This window comes from Bradyrhizobium ferriligni, assembly GCF_056837965.1.
Genome location: NZ_JBXEJO010000032.1, coordinates 51729 through 66538, shown reverse-complemented (window position 1 = coordinate 66538; position 14810 = coordinate 51729). Strand labels below are relative to the sequence as shown.

12 protein-coding genes, 1 tRNA gene and 1 pseudogene are annotated in these 14810 nt (G+C 64.3%); 9 read left to right on the top strand and 5 right to left on the bottom strand.

The window, feature by feature from the left end:
- Nucleotides 1–38: 38 nt before the first annotated feature.
- Together AC1VNY_RS20240 and AC1VNY_RS20235 are read left to right on the top strand one after the other, a co-directional pair.
- The gene (locus tag AC1VNY_RS20240; RefSeq protein WP_482406504.1) at nt 39–1265 is read left to right on the top strand and encodes a CaiB/BaiF CoA transferase family protein; all 1227 of its coding nucleotides are present in this window, start codon (nt 39–41) and stop codon (nt 1263–1265) included.
- 242 nt (nt 1266–1507) lie between these two features.
- Nucleotides 1508–1903, top strand: coding sequence for a RidA family protein (locus AC1VNY_RS20235; RefSeq protein WP_028339340.1), 396 nt, complete (start codon nt 1508–1510; stop codon nt 1901–1903).
- A 29-nt stretch (nt 1904–1932) separates the two neighbouring features.
- Here AC1VNY_RS20235 and AC1VNY_RS20230 read toward each other — a convergent pair whose 3' ends face one another.
- Complete coding sequence (locus tag AC1VNY_RS20230) at nt 1933–2622, bottom strand: TetR/AcrR family transcriptional regulator (protein ID WP_137479802.1); 690 nt, start codon at nt 2620–2622, stop codon at nt 1933–1935.
- Nucleotides 2623–2891: 269 nt separating this feature from the next.
- Here AC1VNY_RS20230 and AC1VNY_RS20225 point away from each other — a divergent pair, with 269 nt between their 5' ends.
- The 3 genes from AC1VNY_RS20225 to AC1VNY_RS20215 all read left to right on the top strand — a co-directional run bounded on the left by AC1VNY_RS20225 (nt 2892) and on the right by AC1VNY_RS20215 (nt 6551).
- A complete protein-coding gene (locus AC1VNY_RS20225; RefSeq protein WP_482406503.1) occupies nt 2892–4124 on the top strand; it encodes an acyl-CoA dehydrogenase family protein in 1233 nt (410 codons plus the stop codon).
- A 135-nt stretch (nt 4125–4259) separates the two neighbouring features.
- On the top strand, nt 4260–5318 hold the full coding sequence (locus AC1VNY_RS20220; RefSeq protein WP_018272167.1) for a phosphotransferase family protein: 1059 nt from the start codon (nt 4260–4262) through the stop codon (nt 5316–5318).
- A 318-nt stretch (nt 5319–5636) separates the two neighbouring features.
- A complete protein-coding gene (locus AC1VNY_RS20215; RefSeq protein WP_482406502.1) occupies nt 5637–6551 on the top strand; it encodes a DMT family transporter in 915 nt (304 codons plus the stop codon).
- Nucleotides 6552–6663: 112 nt separating this feature from the next.
- Here AC1VNY_RS20215 and argE read toward each other — a convergent pair.
- A pseudogene (gene argE, locus AC1VNY_RS20210) lies at nt 6664–7832 on the bottom strand (acetylornithine deacetylase).
- Between the two features lie 624 nt (nt 7833–8456).
- Nucleotides 8457–9242 (bottom strand): SDR family NAD(P)-dependent oxidoreductase, encoded by a 786-nt coding sequence (locus AC1VNY_RS20205; protein WP_304495821.1) that lies wholly within the window; start codon nt 9240–9242, stop codon nt 8457–8459.
- A gap of 139 nt (nt 9243–9381) precedes the next feature.
- Here AC1VNY_RS20205 and AC1VNY_RS20200 point away from each other — a divergent pair, with 139 nt between their 5' ends.
- Together AC1VNY_RS20200 and AC1VNY_RS20195 are read left to right on the top strand one after the other, a co-directional pair.
- Nucleotides 9382–10089: a histidine phosphatase family protein gene (locus AC1VNY_RS20200; protein WP_482406501.1), complete on the top strand. Its 708-nt coding sequence runs from the start codon at nt 9382–9384 to the stop codon at nt 10087–10089.
- A 76-nt stretch (nt 10090–10165) separates the two neighbouring features.
- Nucleotides 10166–10933: an SDR family NAD(P)-dependent oxidoreductase gene (locus AC1VNY_RS20195; protein ID WP_026192903.1), complete on the top strand. Its 768-nt coding sequence runs from the start codon at nt 10166–10168 to the stop codon at nt 10931–10933.
- Nucleotides 10934–11107: 174 nt separating this feature from the next.
- Here AC1VNY_RS20195 and AC1VNY_RS20190 read toward each other — a convergent pair whose 3' ends face one another.
- Nucleotides 11108–12331, bottom strand: a complete 1224-nt coding sequence (locus AC1VNY_RS20190; RefSeq protein WP_482406500.1) for a serine hydrolase domain-containing protein — start codon at nt 12329–12331, stop codon at nt 11108–11110.
- A 169-nt stretch (nt 12332–12500) separates the two neighbouring features.
- On the opposite strand from AC1VNY_RS20190, the gene AC1VNY_RS20185 reads away from it, so the two are divergent.
- A tRNA-Trp gene (locus AC1VNY_RS20185) sits at nt 12501–12576 on the top strand.
- 64 nt (nt 12577–12640) lie between these two features.
- On the opposite strand, the gene AC1VNY_RS20180 is transcribed toward AC1VNY_RS20185, so the two are convergent.
- Nucleotides 12641–13846, bottom strand: coding sequence for an ABC transporter substrate-binding protein (locus tag AC1VNY_RS20180; protein ID WP_461320211.1), 1206 nt, complete (start codon nt 13844–13846; stop codon nt 12641–12643).
- Nucleotides 13847–14030: 184 nt separating this feature from the next.
- Here AC1VNY_RS20180 and AC1VNY_RS20175 point away from each other — a divergent pair, with 184 nt between their 5' ends.
- Nucleotides 14031–14795, top strand: a complete 765-nt coding sequence (locus AC1VNY_RS20175; RefSeq protein WP_018272155.1) for a FadR/GntR family transcriptional regulator — start codon at nt 14031–14033, stop codon at nt 14793–14795.
- The last annotated feature ends 15 nt before the right edge of the window (nt 14796–14810 follow it).

Below are 14810 nucleotides of genomic sequence, written 5' to 3'. Positions count from 1 at the left end.
ACACAATCAAGATATCGCAAGATTTTGGAGGAACGTTCATGTCGGCTCTGCCACTCTCGGGCATCAAGATTCTCGACCTGACGCGGGTGCTCGCGGGCCCGCTGTCGGCCCAGATGCTGGCGGATCTCGGCGCTGAGGTGATCAAGATCGAGCGGCCCGGCGGCGGCGACGACGCCCGTGCCTTCGGCCCGCCCTATCTCGCCGACCCCGAAGGCAAGCAGAACAACAACAACTCGTTCTATCTCTGCGCCAACCGCAACAAGAAGTCGGTCACCGTCAACATCGCCAAGCCGGAAGGGCAGGCGATCATCCGCGAGCTCGCCAAGACGGCCGACGTGATGATGGAGAACTACAAGGTCGGCGATCTCAAGCGCTACGGCCTCGACTACGAGACCATCAGGCAGCTCAACCCCGGCATCATCTATTGCTCGGTCACCGGTTTCGGCCAGACCGGACCTTACGCGCCGCGCGCCGGCTACGACGCGATCCTGCAGGCGATGGGCGGGCTGATGAGCGTCACCGGCCATATCGACGGCGAGCCCGGCGAGGGCCCGATGAAGGTCGGCCCTTCGATCGTCGACTACATGACCGGCATGAACACCTCGATCGGCATCCTCTCGGCGCTCTACCATCGCGACGCCAATAACGGGGAAGGGCAGCATATCGACGTCTGCCTGTTCGACACGGTGATCGCATCGCTGTCGCACTGGCTGCAGATCTACCTCGTCAATGGCAAGACCCCGCCGCGCCGCGGCACCTGGGGCAATGGCGGCATGCCGGCCGGCGTGTTCCGCTGCACCGACGGCGAGCTGATGCTGGTGGTCGGCAATGACGGCCAGTTCCAGCGCACCTGCGCCGTGCTCGGCGAGCCCGAGCTCGCGAACGACAAGCGCTTCGTCAAGAACAACGACCGCGTCGTGCACGGCAAGGAGATCATGGCGATCTTCGCCGGGCTGTTCCTGAAGCATCCGGTGGCCTACTGGCTGGAGAAGCTCGAGGAGGCCGGCGTGCCGTCCGGCCCGATCAACAATTTCGAGCAGGTGTTCAGCGATCCGCACGTGCAGTCGCGCGGCATGCGGGTCAAGGTCGACCATCCGTTCGAGCCGAACCTGTCGCTGATCCGCAACGCGCTGACCTTCTCGGGCACGCCGATCACCGAATACCGCGCCCCGCCGCTGTTAGGGGCCGACACCAAGGAGGTCCTGGCGACCATCGGCTATGACGACGCCAAGGTCGAAGGCCTAAAGGAGCAGGGGATATTGTAGGCGCTGACTTCGAGGCCGCGGGCCACCGTTCCGTCATCCTGAGGAGCGGCCACTTGGCCGCGTCTCGAAGGATGAACGGCCCGGCTGGTGGCCGTCGATCCTTCGAGACGGCCGCTGCGCGGCCTCCTCAGGATGACGGTACGATAGTGGAGCCCGCGCGATAACACTTCGATCCATATCGAATCATAATTGACATCCGCCTGCTAGGTTGGCGCCATCGATCCCTCATCAAGGTGCCAATCATGAAACGGGAAGTGGTCCGCGTCGAGCCGATCTCGAGCTGGCTGGAGCGCTGGAAGGCGCCGGCATCGCCGGTGACCCGGGCCGGCAACATGGTGTTCGTCTCGGGCCTGCCGCCGTTCGATCCCGCGACCGGCGAGTTCGCCGCCGGTGCGTCGATGGAGCGGCAAAGCGAGCTGGTCATGGAGCAGCTCAAGCAATGCCTCGAGGCGGCCGGCGCCACGCTCGACAATGTGATGAAGTGCAACGTGTTCTGCACCTCGGCAAAGCACTTCACGACCTTCAATGCAGTCTATGCAAGGTACTTCCCGCACCAGCCGCCGGCGCGGATCTTCGTCTGCATCCCGGAATGGACCGGGCCGTTCGACGTCGAGATCGACTGCATCGCGATGGTGTAAGGGCAGGGCGCCGCAGCGGCGACCTCGCTTCACAGATCCTGGCGAGTCAGCCGACCGTGCATCGCGACCGGCCGCGCGGCCGGCCTGCTCGGCACGTCGCCCATCGTCAGCGCCATCACCGAGACCGTGACCACGCGATCGATGATGGCGCGGACGTCGTCGAGGTCGCATTTGCCTTCCGACAGCCGCAGCAGGCGTTCCTTCTCGCGGATGGTGTGATGCGCCATCGCGAGCGCGAAGTGCAGGCCCCAATAGAGCTCGGTGTCGCTGCTGGCCGGCATCGCGCGGCGCATCGCGGCGGCGAACTTGCGCAAGTGATCGACCTCGCGATTCTTGATGCGGCGGATCGGCGGCACGGATTCGATCGAGGCGCGGATCATGAAGCGCGCCGCGGTCGAGCCCTCGCGATCCGGCCCGAGGCAGCCGCGCAAAGTGGGGCCGACGAGGGCGCGCATGATGTCCTCGATCGCGGCGCGGCCGCCGCCTTTTTCCTCCGCCGCGCGCAGTTCGTTGAGGCGCTCGCGGTTGGTCTGGATGCTGCGGGTGACGAACAGCTCCGCGATCAATTCGTCCTTGGAGCCGAAATGATAGTTCACCGCCGCGAGGTTGACGTTCGCCTCCGCGACGATGTCGCGCAGCGTGACGTCGCCGAAGCCGCGGTCGGCATAGAGCCGTTCGGCGGCGGCGAGAATGGCGGATCGGGTCTGGTCGCTGGCCATGGCTGAGAGCCTTTCCGTTATTCCGCGGTACGCCGGGGAATGACGAAGACGACAGGGAGTTGCATTTCAAACATTTGTATGAAACTATCGTTTGAAGAGCCGGAAATGTCAATCCGCTGATCGCGGGCGGTCTTCTGGCACACCACCGCCGCCCTTCCGCGAACGCCCTTGCGAGCCGCGGAGGCGGGGACAACAATGTCGACAAATGGCTACGGCCCAGGTCATCCGCCCAGGTCAGCGGCCCAAGTCTAGGAAACGAGGAGCGTCCCATGGATTTCACGATGTCGCCCAAGCAGAAGGAATGGCTGGAGCGCGTTCAGGCTTTCATGAAAACGCATGTTCGCCCCGCCGTGCCGATCTACGACAAGCAGGACGCCGAAGGCCCGCGCTGGAAGGTGATCCCGATCCTCGAGGATCTGAAGAAGAAGGCGAAGGCCGAAGGGCTCTGGAACATGTTCATGCCGCCGTCCTCGCATGAGAACGATGAATTCCACGGCGCGGGATTGACCAATCTCGAATACGCGCTGCTGTCGGAAGAGATGGGCCGCATCTCCTGGGCGTCCGAAGTGTTCAACTGCTCCGCCCCCGATACCGGCAACATGGAAGTGTTCATCCGCTACGGCACCAAGGAGCAGAAGCGCAAATGGCTGCGCCCGCTGATGGACGGCGAGATCCGCTCCGCCTTCCTGATGACCGAGCCGGCGGTCGCTTCCTCCGACGCCACCAACATCGAGACCCGCATCGAGAAGGACGGCGACCACTACGTCATCAACGGCCGCAAATGGTGGTCGTCGGGCGTCGGCGATCCCCGCTGCAAGATCGCGATCCTGATGGGCAAGACCGACTTCAACGCCGCCAAGCATCAGCAGCAGTCGCAGATCCTGGTGCCGCTCGACACCCCCGGCATCAAGGTCGAGAAGATGCTGCCGGTGTTCGGCTTCGACGACGCGCCGCACGGCCACGCCCAGGTGCTGCTCGAGAATGTGCGCGTGCCGAAGGAAAACATCCTGCTCGGCGAAGGCCGCGGCTTCGAGATCGCGCAGGGCCGTCTCGGTCCGGGCCGCATCCATCACTGCATGCGCACCATCGGCCAGGCCGAGGAGGCGCTGGAGAAGATGGTGAAGCGGCTCGCCTCGCGCACCGCGTTCGGCAAGAAGATCATCGAGCATTCGGTCTGGGAGCAGCGCATCGGCGACGCCCGTACCGACATCGAGATGAACCGTCTGCTCTGCCTCAAGGCCGCCGACATGATGGACAAGGTCGGCAACAAGACCGCGCAGGCCGAGATCGCGATGATCAAGGTCGCGGCTCCCAACATGGCGCTGAAGATCATCGACCAGGCGATCCAGGCCTATGGCGGCGGCGGCGTCTCCGACGACGCAGGCCTCGCCCGCGCCTATGCCCACATCCGCACGCTCCGTCTCGCCGACGGTCCGGACGAGGTGCACAATCGCGCCATTGCCAGACTTGAACTTCGGAAGTATGCAAACACGTCGCACTGAGCATGATGCGGAACGCATGGCGTTCGCGCGCACAACGTGCTCAGAATGAAAAAGAGAGATCAGGCTGGCGTGCCAGCCTGATTGAGGGAGCGCCCCGACGTGCTCCTTGAAAAATCGAGTTGAGGGAGCGTCATCGTGGCGGACGGCGTCAGGAAAGACGAAGAATTTTCCGGCACAAGGGAAGTCGAGGAGCGCCATCGTATCAACGAGGCCAGTCTCGACGCCTGGATGAGGGAACACGTCGAGGGTTATCAGGGCCCGCTTACGGTCCTGCAGTTCAAGGGTGGCCAATCCAACCCGACCTACAAGCTCGAGACCCCCGGCCGCAACTATGTGATGCGGCGCAAGCCGTTCGGTAAATTGTTGCCGTCGGCGCATGCGGTCGATCGCGAGTTCCGCGTGATCGCGGCGCTCGGCAAGCAGAATTTCCCGGTCGCGAAAGCCTATGCGCTGTGCACCGACGACGCGGTGATCGGCTCGGCCTTCTACATCATGTCGATGGAGGAGGGGCGGGTGTTCTGGGATCCGACGCTGCCGACCCAGGAGCCCGACGCGCGCCGCAAGATCTTCGCCAGCAAGATCGAGACGCTGGCCAAGCTTCATCTGTTCAATCCCGAGGCGATCGGCCTCGGCGATTTCGGCAAGCCCGGCAATTATTTTGCGCGACAGGTCGATCGATGGACCAAGCAGTACCGCGCCTCCGAAACCCAGCACATTCCCGAATTCGAGAAGCTCGCCGAGTGGCTGCCGAAAACCGTTCCGGAGCAGAAGCGCGTCTCGATCGTGCATGGCGACTATCGCCTCGACAACATGATCTTCCACGCCACCGAGCCGCGGGTGCAGGCGGTGCTCGACTGGGAATTGTCGACGCTCGGCGATCCCATGGCCGACTTCACCTATCTGCTGATGCAGTGGACCATGCCGGGCCTCGTCAATGCCGACCTCAAGGCATTGAACATTCCGAGCCAGGATGAGGCGGCGCAGATCTATTGCGACGTGACCGGCATCCCGGTGCCGGATCTGAACTGGTATTTCTCCTACAATCTGTTCCGCCTCGCGGGCATCACGCAGGGCATTGCGGGGCGGGTCCGCGACGGCACCGCGTCGAATGCCAAGGCCCTCGAGTCGGCCAAGCGCACCGTGCCGCTGTCGCAGGCGTCATGGGAATACGCGCAGAAGGCCGGCGCAACCTGATCCAGGAACGCGGCGCGATCCCATAGGGTTCGCGCCGCTTTGCGTTCACCTCGCCCCGCCTGCGGGGAGAGGCAGAGGCCGCCTGCGGCGGCCGTCTTCAAGAACGCCGAAGCGCAGCTTAGACTATGTCGCATCGCCAGATGCGATCCGGGTGAGGGGGAGTCTCCGCAAACACATCTGTCGCCGTTGATGCGGCGCCGCCGCTGCAAGGTGCGGCATGTTTCCGCATTGTAGCCATCTGTGACTTGAGTTCGCGCTGCCGCTTTGGCAAGTCAGTCCGGTCAACGCCCGCCCTGGTCCTGATCGGACATTTTCATTTTGACCCTCTCCTCGAACCTTCGCGGCAGCCTGTTCATGGCTGCGGCCATGGCCAGCTTCACGGTCAACGACACCATCACCAAGGCGGTGTCGGCGGAGCTCAACATCGGGGAGATCCTGCTCGTCCGCGGCCTGGTCGCGATGGTGCTGGTGGCGGCGCTCGCCTGGTACCGCGACGCGCTGCGTAGTTTTGGCGCGTTGCTGATCTGGCCGGTCGGACTGCGCGTCCTTGGCGAGATCGGCGGCACGCTGACCTATCTCTCGGCGATCGCGCAGATCCCGCTCGCCAACGCCTCGGCGATCTTCCAGGCGCTGCCGCTGGTCATCACGCTCGGCGCCGCGCTGGTGTTCGGAGAGCCGGTCGGCTGGCGGCGATGGCTGGCGATCGCCGCCGGCTTCATCGGCGTGCTGGTCATTGTTCGGCCCGGCGCGGAAGGCTTTAGCCAGGCTGCGCTTCTGGCGCTGGCGTCGGTCGGCTTCTGCGCGGTACGCGATCTCGCCACGCGCCGCATCCCGAAGCACTTGCCGACCGTGTTCATCACGCTGCTCACCACCGTGACCGTGACGACGGCGGGTGCTGTGGTCCTTGTCCCGCTCGGCGGCTGGCGGCCGCCGTCCGGCAATGCGCTCGGCCTGCTCACCTTCGCCGCGGTGCTGATCCTGATCGGTTATCAATGCATCATCGTGTCGCTGCGCACAGGCGATATCTCGGCGGTGGCGCCGTTCCGCTACACCGCGCTGCCGTGGGCAATGCTGACAGGCTATCTCGCCTTCGGCCACAAGCCCGACGGTCCAATGCTCGCGGGCGCCGCGATCATCGTCGCCTCGGGTCTTTATGCCTTCTACCGCGAGCGCAAGCGCGACAAGCTTCGTCCGGCCGCGACCGGACCGGGATTGCCGCCGGACGGTTTGTGAGGCATCCGTGATCCGTAGGATGGGTGGAGCGCAGCGATACCCATCATGGCGCCGCGGATACGAGATGATGGGTTTCGCTTCGCTCTACCCATCCTACGCAGTCATTTGCAAATCACTTCGCGCAATGTGCGATCAGCCGCGCGACGAATGCGCCGCACGCCTCGAGCTGCGACATCTCGACGAACTCGTCCGGCGTATGCGCCTGTGCGATCGAGCCGGGGCCGACCACGACGGAGGACACATCCGCCATGCTGACGAACAGGCTGGCCTCGGTGCCGAAGGCGACCTTGGCGTGGTCGTTGCGGCCGGCAAATTGCTTGGCGAGCGTGACGATCGCAGCGTCGGCGGCGGTGTCGAGCGCGGGGTAGTCGAGGATCTCCTCGAAGTCGATCCCGCAGTCGGGGTGCCGCTTGCGCATCGCCGGCTCGATCTCGGCCTTCGCCCAGGCGATGATCGCATCGGTCACTTCTCTCGACTCGGTGATGCCGATACCGCGGCATTCGAATTCCACCACGCAACTGTCGGGCACGATGTTCAGCGCGGCGCCGCCATGTACGATGCTGGTGAGCAGGGTCGAGTGCGGGACATCGTAGAGGCTGCCTTGTTCGGCATCCGCGGCCAGCGACGCGGCGCGGCGGCGGATTTCGGTGATGAGGTCGGCGGCATATTCGATGGCGTTGACGCCGTCGGGCGCGATCGAGGAGTGGCGGGCGAGCCCGCGGAACGTGGCGCGCACGCCGTGCTTGCCTTTGTGCCCGATGATCACCTGCATCTGGGTCGGCTCGCCGACGAAACAGCCGAGCGGCTTGATCGGCCTCCGCGCGACCTCGCGCAGCATCGGCCGCACGCCGACGCAACCGATCTCCTCGTCATAGGAGATGGCAAGATTGATCGGCGTCTTCAGATCGGCCGCGAGCATCTCGGGAACCATCGCGAGGCAGACGGCGACAAAGCCTTTCATGTCGGTGGTGCCGCGGCCGTAGAGCCGGCCATTGCGCTCGACGAGCTCGAACGGGTTGTGGCTCCAGTCCTGTCCCACAACCGGCACGACATCGGTATGCCCCGACAGCACCAGCCCGGCCTTGTCCTCGGGGCCGATCGTGACCCACAACGAGGACTTCTGTCCGGTCTCATCGACGATGCGTTGCCCGTGAGGCCAACCGAGGCGAGGTAGCGCTCGATGTAGTCGATCAGAGGCAAATTGCTGCGGTCGCTGACGGTGTTGAAGGCGACGAGGTCGGCCAAGAGCTTGCGGATGCGGTCGGGACGTTGATTTTGCATTGCCTGTTCGTTTGCGAGGGACTTGCGAGGAATGACGAGTGTGCGGGCGATCCTGCCAGCGAAGTATAACAGCTGGTTGGCCTGCCGAGGCCAAGCAATATTCGGACCGTTGCCGGCGGTTATTGCGCGGCACTGGCGTGTAGGATGGGTAGAGCGAAGCGAAACCCATCAAATATGTCCGCGCGGTGAGATGATTGGTTTCGTGGAGTTTATCATCGGGTCGCGCGTGTTGCGCGGACCTAGGGCGGAACGAAAGGCAAGACTCGGATGATTCATGTCGCGAGAATGCGAAACTGTATCCCCATTCTCGGCTGTCATCGCCCGGCTTGACCGGGCGATCCAGTACGCTGCGGCCTTTCGGCTCAAGCACAGACGTCTCTGGAATACTGGATCACCCGCTTGCGCGGGTGATGACACCGCGTGTTTGTCATCATGAATCGAGGACCATCCACCGCCGTCGTCCCCGCGAAGGCCGGGACCCATTACCACAAGTGGTCATTGTTGCAGTTGCTGGAACGACGAGTCCTGTTCACAACCCCGGCCACGGCGTATGGGTCCCGGCCTTCGCCGGGACGACGCTGGTGTATGCGGCGCCACCGCGGACGATGGCTTGGAGAGCCCCTGCTAAATCGGCTTGCCCGTATACGGCATCGACGCCGTCAGGCCGCCGTCGACCGGGATGGCCTGGCCGTTGACGTAGGACGCTTCATCGCTCGCCAGGAACAATCCCATCGCGGCGAGTTCGTGCGGCTGGCCGGCGCGCTTGAGCGGATTGAGCTGGCCGATCTTGTCCTGGGTGCCGCGCTCCTTGGCGCGATCGAACACGGGCTTGGTCATGCCGGTTTCGATCAGGCCCGGACACACCGCATTGATGCGCACGCCGGTGCCGGAGAGCGAATAGGCGGTGGTCTGCACCAGGCTGATGACGCCGGCCTTGCTCGCACCATAGGGATGTCCGCTGGCACCCGACTTCAGGCCCGCGACGGAGGCGGTGCAGACGATCGAGCCAAAGCCCTGCTTGGTCATGTGCGGGATCGAGTGCTTGATCGCGAGGAACGGGCCGATCAGATTGACGCGCAGCACTTCCTGCCAATGCTCGACGGTCTGGTCGGCGAGCGGGACGAGACCGCCGCTGACGCCGGCATTGGCCCAGATCGCATCGAGCTTGCCGTACTTCGAAACCGCCTTCTCGATGAAGGCCTTCACGTCGCTCTCCGAGCCGGCATCGGCGGTGACGGCTTCGACGGTACCGCCGGCGTCGCGCACCAGCTTGGCGGTCTCGTTCACGCCTTCGGTGCGATCGACCGCGATCAGCTTGGCGCCTTCCCTGGTGAACAGCAGCGAGGCGGCGCGGCCGATGCCGCTGCCAGCGCCGGTGATGATGACGGATTTGCCTTCGAGGCGGCCCATGATTTTCTCCCTGTTCACGTGATCCCCGACGCGTCTGCCGCGCGACGGAATTCAAACAAAATTTCAAACGTCCGAAGCACTTGAGGCGATGTGCCGCGTGACGTACAGCGAGACGGGACACTATTGAAGGGCTCATCCGATGTCCAATCCAGACAAGCCTGACGTGAAGGTGACGCGGTGGTGGTGGGTTCGCCACGCGCCGGTGCGCAGCGACGGCGGCAACATCTACGGACAAGAAGATATCGACTGCGACACCGGCGACACCGAAGTGTTCGAGGCGGTCGCCAAGATGCTACCGCGCGATGCGGTCTGGTATTCGAGCAATCTGAAACGCACGCACAAGACCGCCGACGCGATCTGGGCTGCCGGGTTTCCAAAGCCGGAAAACATGACGCAGGAACGCGACTTCGCCGAGCAGCATCTCGGCCAATGGCAGGGCATGAACCGCGCCGCGTTTCTCGCCAGCCGTCCGCCGGGCACGGCTTGGTTCGCCGATGTCAACGAGCCCGCGCCCGGCGGCGAGAGCTACATGGATCTCTATACCCGCGTCTGCCGCACCATTGTGCGGATCACCGCGGCGGAAGCGGGCAGGAATATCATCGCCGTCGGCCATGGCGGCGTGATCAAGGCCGCGGTCGGGCTGGCGCTCGGCGGCCAGCCGGACAGGGGGCTGTCGTTCGATATCGATAACGTCTCGGTGACGCGACTTGATCACATTGCGAGTGCGGGCCTGTCGACCTGGCGCTTGCCGATGGTGAACCAGCAGCCGTGGATCGCCGATCCGCGCCACGCCGCGATGCATCAGCCGTCCGGACCCGAAGTCAGGCCGGCGAGCAAGCTTGCGTGATTGCTGCTATCGCAACACCACGACGCTGCTTAAGCTCAACGCAGAATTCAAACATCGTAACATCAGGGAGAGAAACATGACCTTGTTCGACATGAAGGGAAAAGTCGCCGTCATCACCGGCTCGACGCGCGGCATCGGGCGCGCGATCGCCGAGCGCATGGCCGAGCACGGCGCCAAGGTCGTGATCTCCTCGCGCAAGGCCGACGTCTGCGAACAGGTGGCAAAGGAGATCAACGACAGCTACGGCAAGGGCACCGCGGTTGCCATCGCGGCGAACATCTCGTCGAAGGAAAACCTGCAGAACCTGGTCGACGAGAGCAACCGCGCCTTCGGCAAGATCGACGTGCTGGTCTGCAACGCCGCGTCCAATCCTTATTACGGTCCGCTCGCCGGCATCTCCGACGATCAGTTCCGCAAGATTCTCGACAACAACATCGTCGCCAACAACTGGCTGATCTCGATGGTGGTGCCGCAGATGATCGAGCGCAAGGACGGCTCGATCATCATCGTGTCCTCGATCGGCGGCCTGAAGGGCTCGACCATCCTCGGCGCCTACGCGATCTCCAAGGCCGCCGACATGCAGCTCGCGCGCAACCTCGCCTGCGAATACGGCAAGCATAATATCCGCGTGAACTGCATCGCGCCCGGCCTGATCAAGACCGACTTTGCGAAGGCGCTGTGGGACAATCCGGACAATCTGAAGGCCTCGACCGCGCGCTCGCCGCTGCTGCGGATCGGCGTGCCGGACGAGATCGCGGGCGCCGCCGTGATGATGGGCTCGCGGGCCGGCGACTTCATGACCGGCCAGACCATCGTGATCGACGGCGGCGCGACGATCAGCTGACGCGCGTTATTGGCGCGCAAAGCGCGCCACACACTTAACTCGTCATCACCCGCGAAAGCGGGTGATCCAGTATTCCAGAGACGGCAGTGCTTGAGCCGAGAGGCCGCGGCGTACTGGATCGCCCGGACAAGCCGGGCGATGACAGCCTTGGATGCGGAGCGAGTAGTGTCCCAATCACTCCACCGCCGCGTACACCCCGTTGCGCACCAGCGAGCGGGTATATTCGCGCTGGCCCGGGCCCTGCATCATGAAGACCGCGATCAGGTCTTCGCTCGGATCGATCCAGAAGAACGTGCCGGCCATGCCGCTCCAGAAATACTGGCCGACCGAGCCGGAGAACGGCGCGATGCCCTGCTGCATGCGCACGGCGAAGCCGAGGCCGAAACTGTGGCCGGGCGACACCAGCGTGCCCTGGATCGTGACGCCGGCGCCGAGGTGATCGGAGGCCATGAATTCGAGCGTTTTGCGGCCGATGATCCTGGTGCCGTCGAGCGAGCCGCCACCCAGCAGCATCTGCGCGAAGCGCGCATAGTCCATCGTGGTCGAAACCAGTCCGCCGCCGCCGGATTCCATCGCCGGCTTCTCCAGCATGTTGAACAGCTGCACCTTTTCGTTGGTCCAGGGATCGCTGGCAAAGGCCTCGGAGAGGCGGCCGGCATTGGCTTCCCCGGTGTGGAAGGCGGTCTCGGTCATCTGCAGCGGCGAGAGGATGCGCTCAGTGAGGTACGTGCCGAGCGTCTTGCCGCTGACGACCTCGATGATGCGGCCGAGGATGTCGGTGGAGCGGCTGTAGTTCCATTCGGCGCCGGGCTGGCAGACCAGCGGCATGCCGGCGAGCATGGTGGCGTGCTCGGCATTGGTGATCTTGCGGCTGCGTAGCCGCGACTGCTGGTAGAGCTGCTGCACCGGGCCGTTGCCGGTGTGGTCATAAGTAAGCCCAGACGTGTGGCGGAGCAGGTCCTGGATCGTCATCTGCCGCTTCGCCGCGACCAGCTCGAGCTTGCCGTTGTTCTCGACGCCGACCTTGGTCTCGGCGAATTCGGGGATGAACTTCGCGACGGGGTCGTTGAGCAGGAAGTGGCCGTCCTCCAGCAGCTGCATGATGCCGACCGAGACGATCGGCTTGGTCATCGAGAAGATGCGGAAGATCGTGTCATGGGTCATCGGCGCCGAGGCGGTCGGGCTTTGCCGGCCGATCGCGTCGAACCAGCCGATCTGGCCGCGCCGCGCCACCAGCACCGTCACGCCGGGCACGGTTCCCTTGTCGACCTCGCGGCGGAAGGTGTCGGACATCGCCTGCAGCCGCGCGCTCGACAGCCCGATCGATTCGGGCTTGGCGAGGGGGAGGGACGGGGTGGCCGGGCTGGCGGCGTGCTTGGTGGCGGTTTGAGCGTTCATGGTCTCTCCCTGGTTCTTGATTCTTGCGGCGAGGTGCCGACGTGGGGTGATCGCCGAAGTTTGGCGCAGAAGTTTTGCAATGAACAGAAGCTTCACCGCTTCGCCCTTGCAAACCGGCCATGCCCTGTGCTTGAAACGGCGCGAACCGGCGGCGACGCGGGTTCCCTGCAGGAGTGTAGCTCAATTGGTAGAGCACCGGTCTCCAAAACCGGGGGTCGCAGGTTCGAGCCCTGCCACTCCTGCCAGCTTTTACCCATTCATTTGAAGGTGTTGGCCGAGGTCCCGGACCCCGGCCATGATCATTTTCAGCTACTTGATGAGCGGGCAGCCGCCATCCTTCAGCGGCCGGAACGCCTGGTCGCCGGGGACTTCGGCGAGCACTTTGTAATAATCCCACGGCGCCTTCGATTCCTCGGGCTTCTTGACCTCGAACAGGAACATTGAGTGCACCATGCGGCCGTCTTCGCGGACCACGCCGTTGTCGGTAAAGGCGTCGCGGACCGGGGTCGCGCGCATCTTGGCCAGCACCGGCTTGGTCTCCTTGGTGCCGGCGGCCTTAACCGCGTTGAGGTAGTGCAGGGTGGCGCTGTAGGTCGCGGCCTGGTTCATCGTCGGCATCCGCTTCATGCGCTCGAAGAAGCGCTTGCCGAAGGCGCGGGTGCGGTCGTTGAGATCCCAGTAGTAGGCCTCGGTGATGATCAGGCCCTGCGCGAGCTTCAGCCCGAGGCTGTGGATGTCAGAGATGAACATCACGATGCCGGCGAGGTTCTGCCCGCCCGCGACGATGCCGAATTCGGAGGCCTGTTTGATGGTGTTGATGGTGTCGGCGCCGCCATTGGCCATGCCGATGATCTTGGCCTTCGAGGCCTGCGCCTGCAGCAGGAAGGACGAGAAGTCCGGCGTGTTGAGCGGATGCCGCGCGCTGCCGAGCACCTTGCCGCCGGCGGCGCGGACCACGTCGCCGGTGTCGCGCTCGATCGAATGGCCGAACAGATAGTCGGCGGTGATGAAGAACCAGGTGTCGCCGCCGTTCTTCACGATCGCGCTGCCGACGGTGTGGGCGTTGGCGTAGGTGTCGTAGGTCCAGTGCAGCGTGTAGGGCGAGCAGGACTTGCCGGTGATGTCGGAGCTCGCCGCATCCGTCACGATCATGATCTTCTCGAACTGCTTCGACATCTCCATGCCGGCGAGCGCGGTCGCCGAGGTCGGCATGTCGATGATCATGTCGACATTCTCGGCCTCGTACCATTTGCGCGTGATGGTGGCGGCGACGTCGGCCTTGTTGAGGGCGTCGGCGGTGACGAGCTCGATCGGCTTGCCGAACATCGACCCGCCGAACTCCTCGATCGCCATCTTGGTGGCCTCGACATTGCCGGCACCGCCGATGTCCGAATAGACCGACTGGAAATCCGTGAGCACGCCGATCTTGAGCGGCGCTTGCTGCGCGAGCGCCGGCCCTGCCAGCGCAGCCGCGATCAGGCCGGCGGCGGACAGACTCGTGACGATGGATTTCATGATGGTGTGCCTCCCCGAGGTGTTCTTGTCAGTTTGTCCGACAAAGCTAGATTTGCCCGGTTCCGGTGTCAATTCCAGCTGCCTGGGTGCGACAATCAGGCCAAATATTGCCCGTTTGACGCCCCAAGGGCCTTCGCCTATCTTTTGTCCGACAAACGACAATCGGGGTCCGGGGGAGCTGAAGATGCCCACCACGCCGCTGTTCCGGCGTATCGATGTCGCGCCGGCCTATCAGAAGGTCGCCGATGCGATCGAACGCGAGATCATCAACGGCCGGATCAAGCCGGGCGAGCCGATCGGCACCGAGCAGCAACTGGTGGCGCAGTTCGGCGTCAACCGCTCGACGGTGCGCGAAGGCATTCGCGTGCTCGAGGAGGGCGGGCTGATCCGCCGCGATTCCAGCCGCCGGCTGCAGGCCTGCCTGCCGCGCTACAACAAGCTCGCGACGCGACTGTCCCGTGCGCTGATCCTGCACGAGGTGACGTTCCGCGAATTGTTCGAGACCTCGATGACGCTGGAGGTCGCGAGCGTCGAGGGTGCGGTGGAGCGCGCCACCGAGGAGAACATCGCCGAGCTTGCCGGCAATCTCGAGCGCAGCGCGGCGGTCGTCGGCAATCCCGCTGCGCTCGCCGAGCTCGATGCGGAATTCCATGTGCTGATGGCCAAGGCCTCGCAGAACCGCGTGCTGCAGCTGGCGCGCGAGCCCGCCGCGCAACTGTTCTTTCCGACCACCGAGATGATCGTGGGTGGCGTGCCGGAGGGCGGCGCGCGGCTGGTCGAGGCACACCATCATCTGCTCGACGCGATCAAGCGGCGCGACAAGGAGGCCGGCGTGCTGTGGACGCGGCGGCATTTGCAGGACTGGCGGCGCGGCTTCGAGAAGATCGCCTCGCTCGATCGCTCGGTCGAGCACACCTACATGGAACACGCTTACGCCGCGCGGCAATAGGGACGGCGCGGCCAA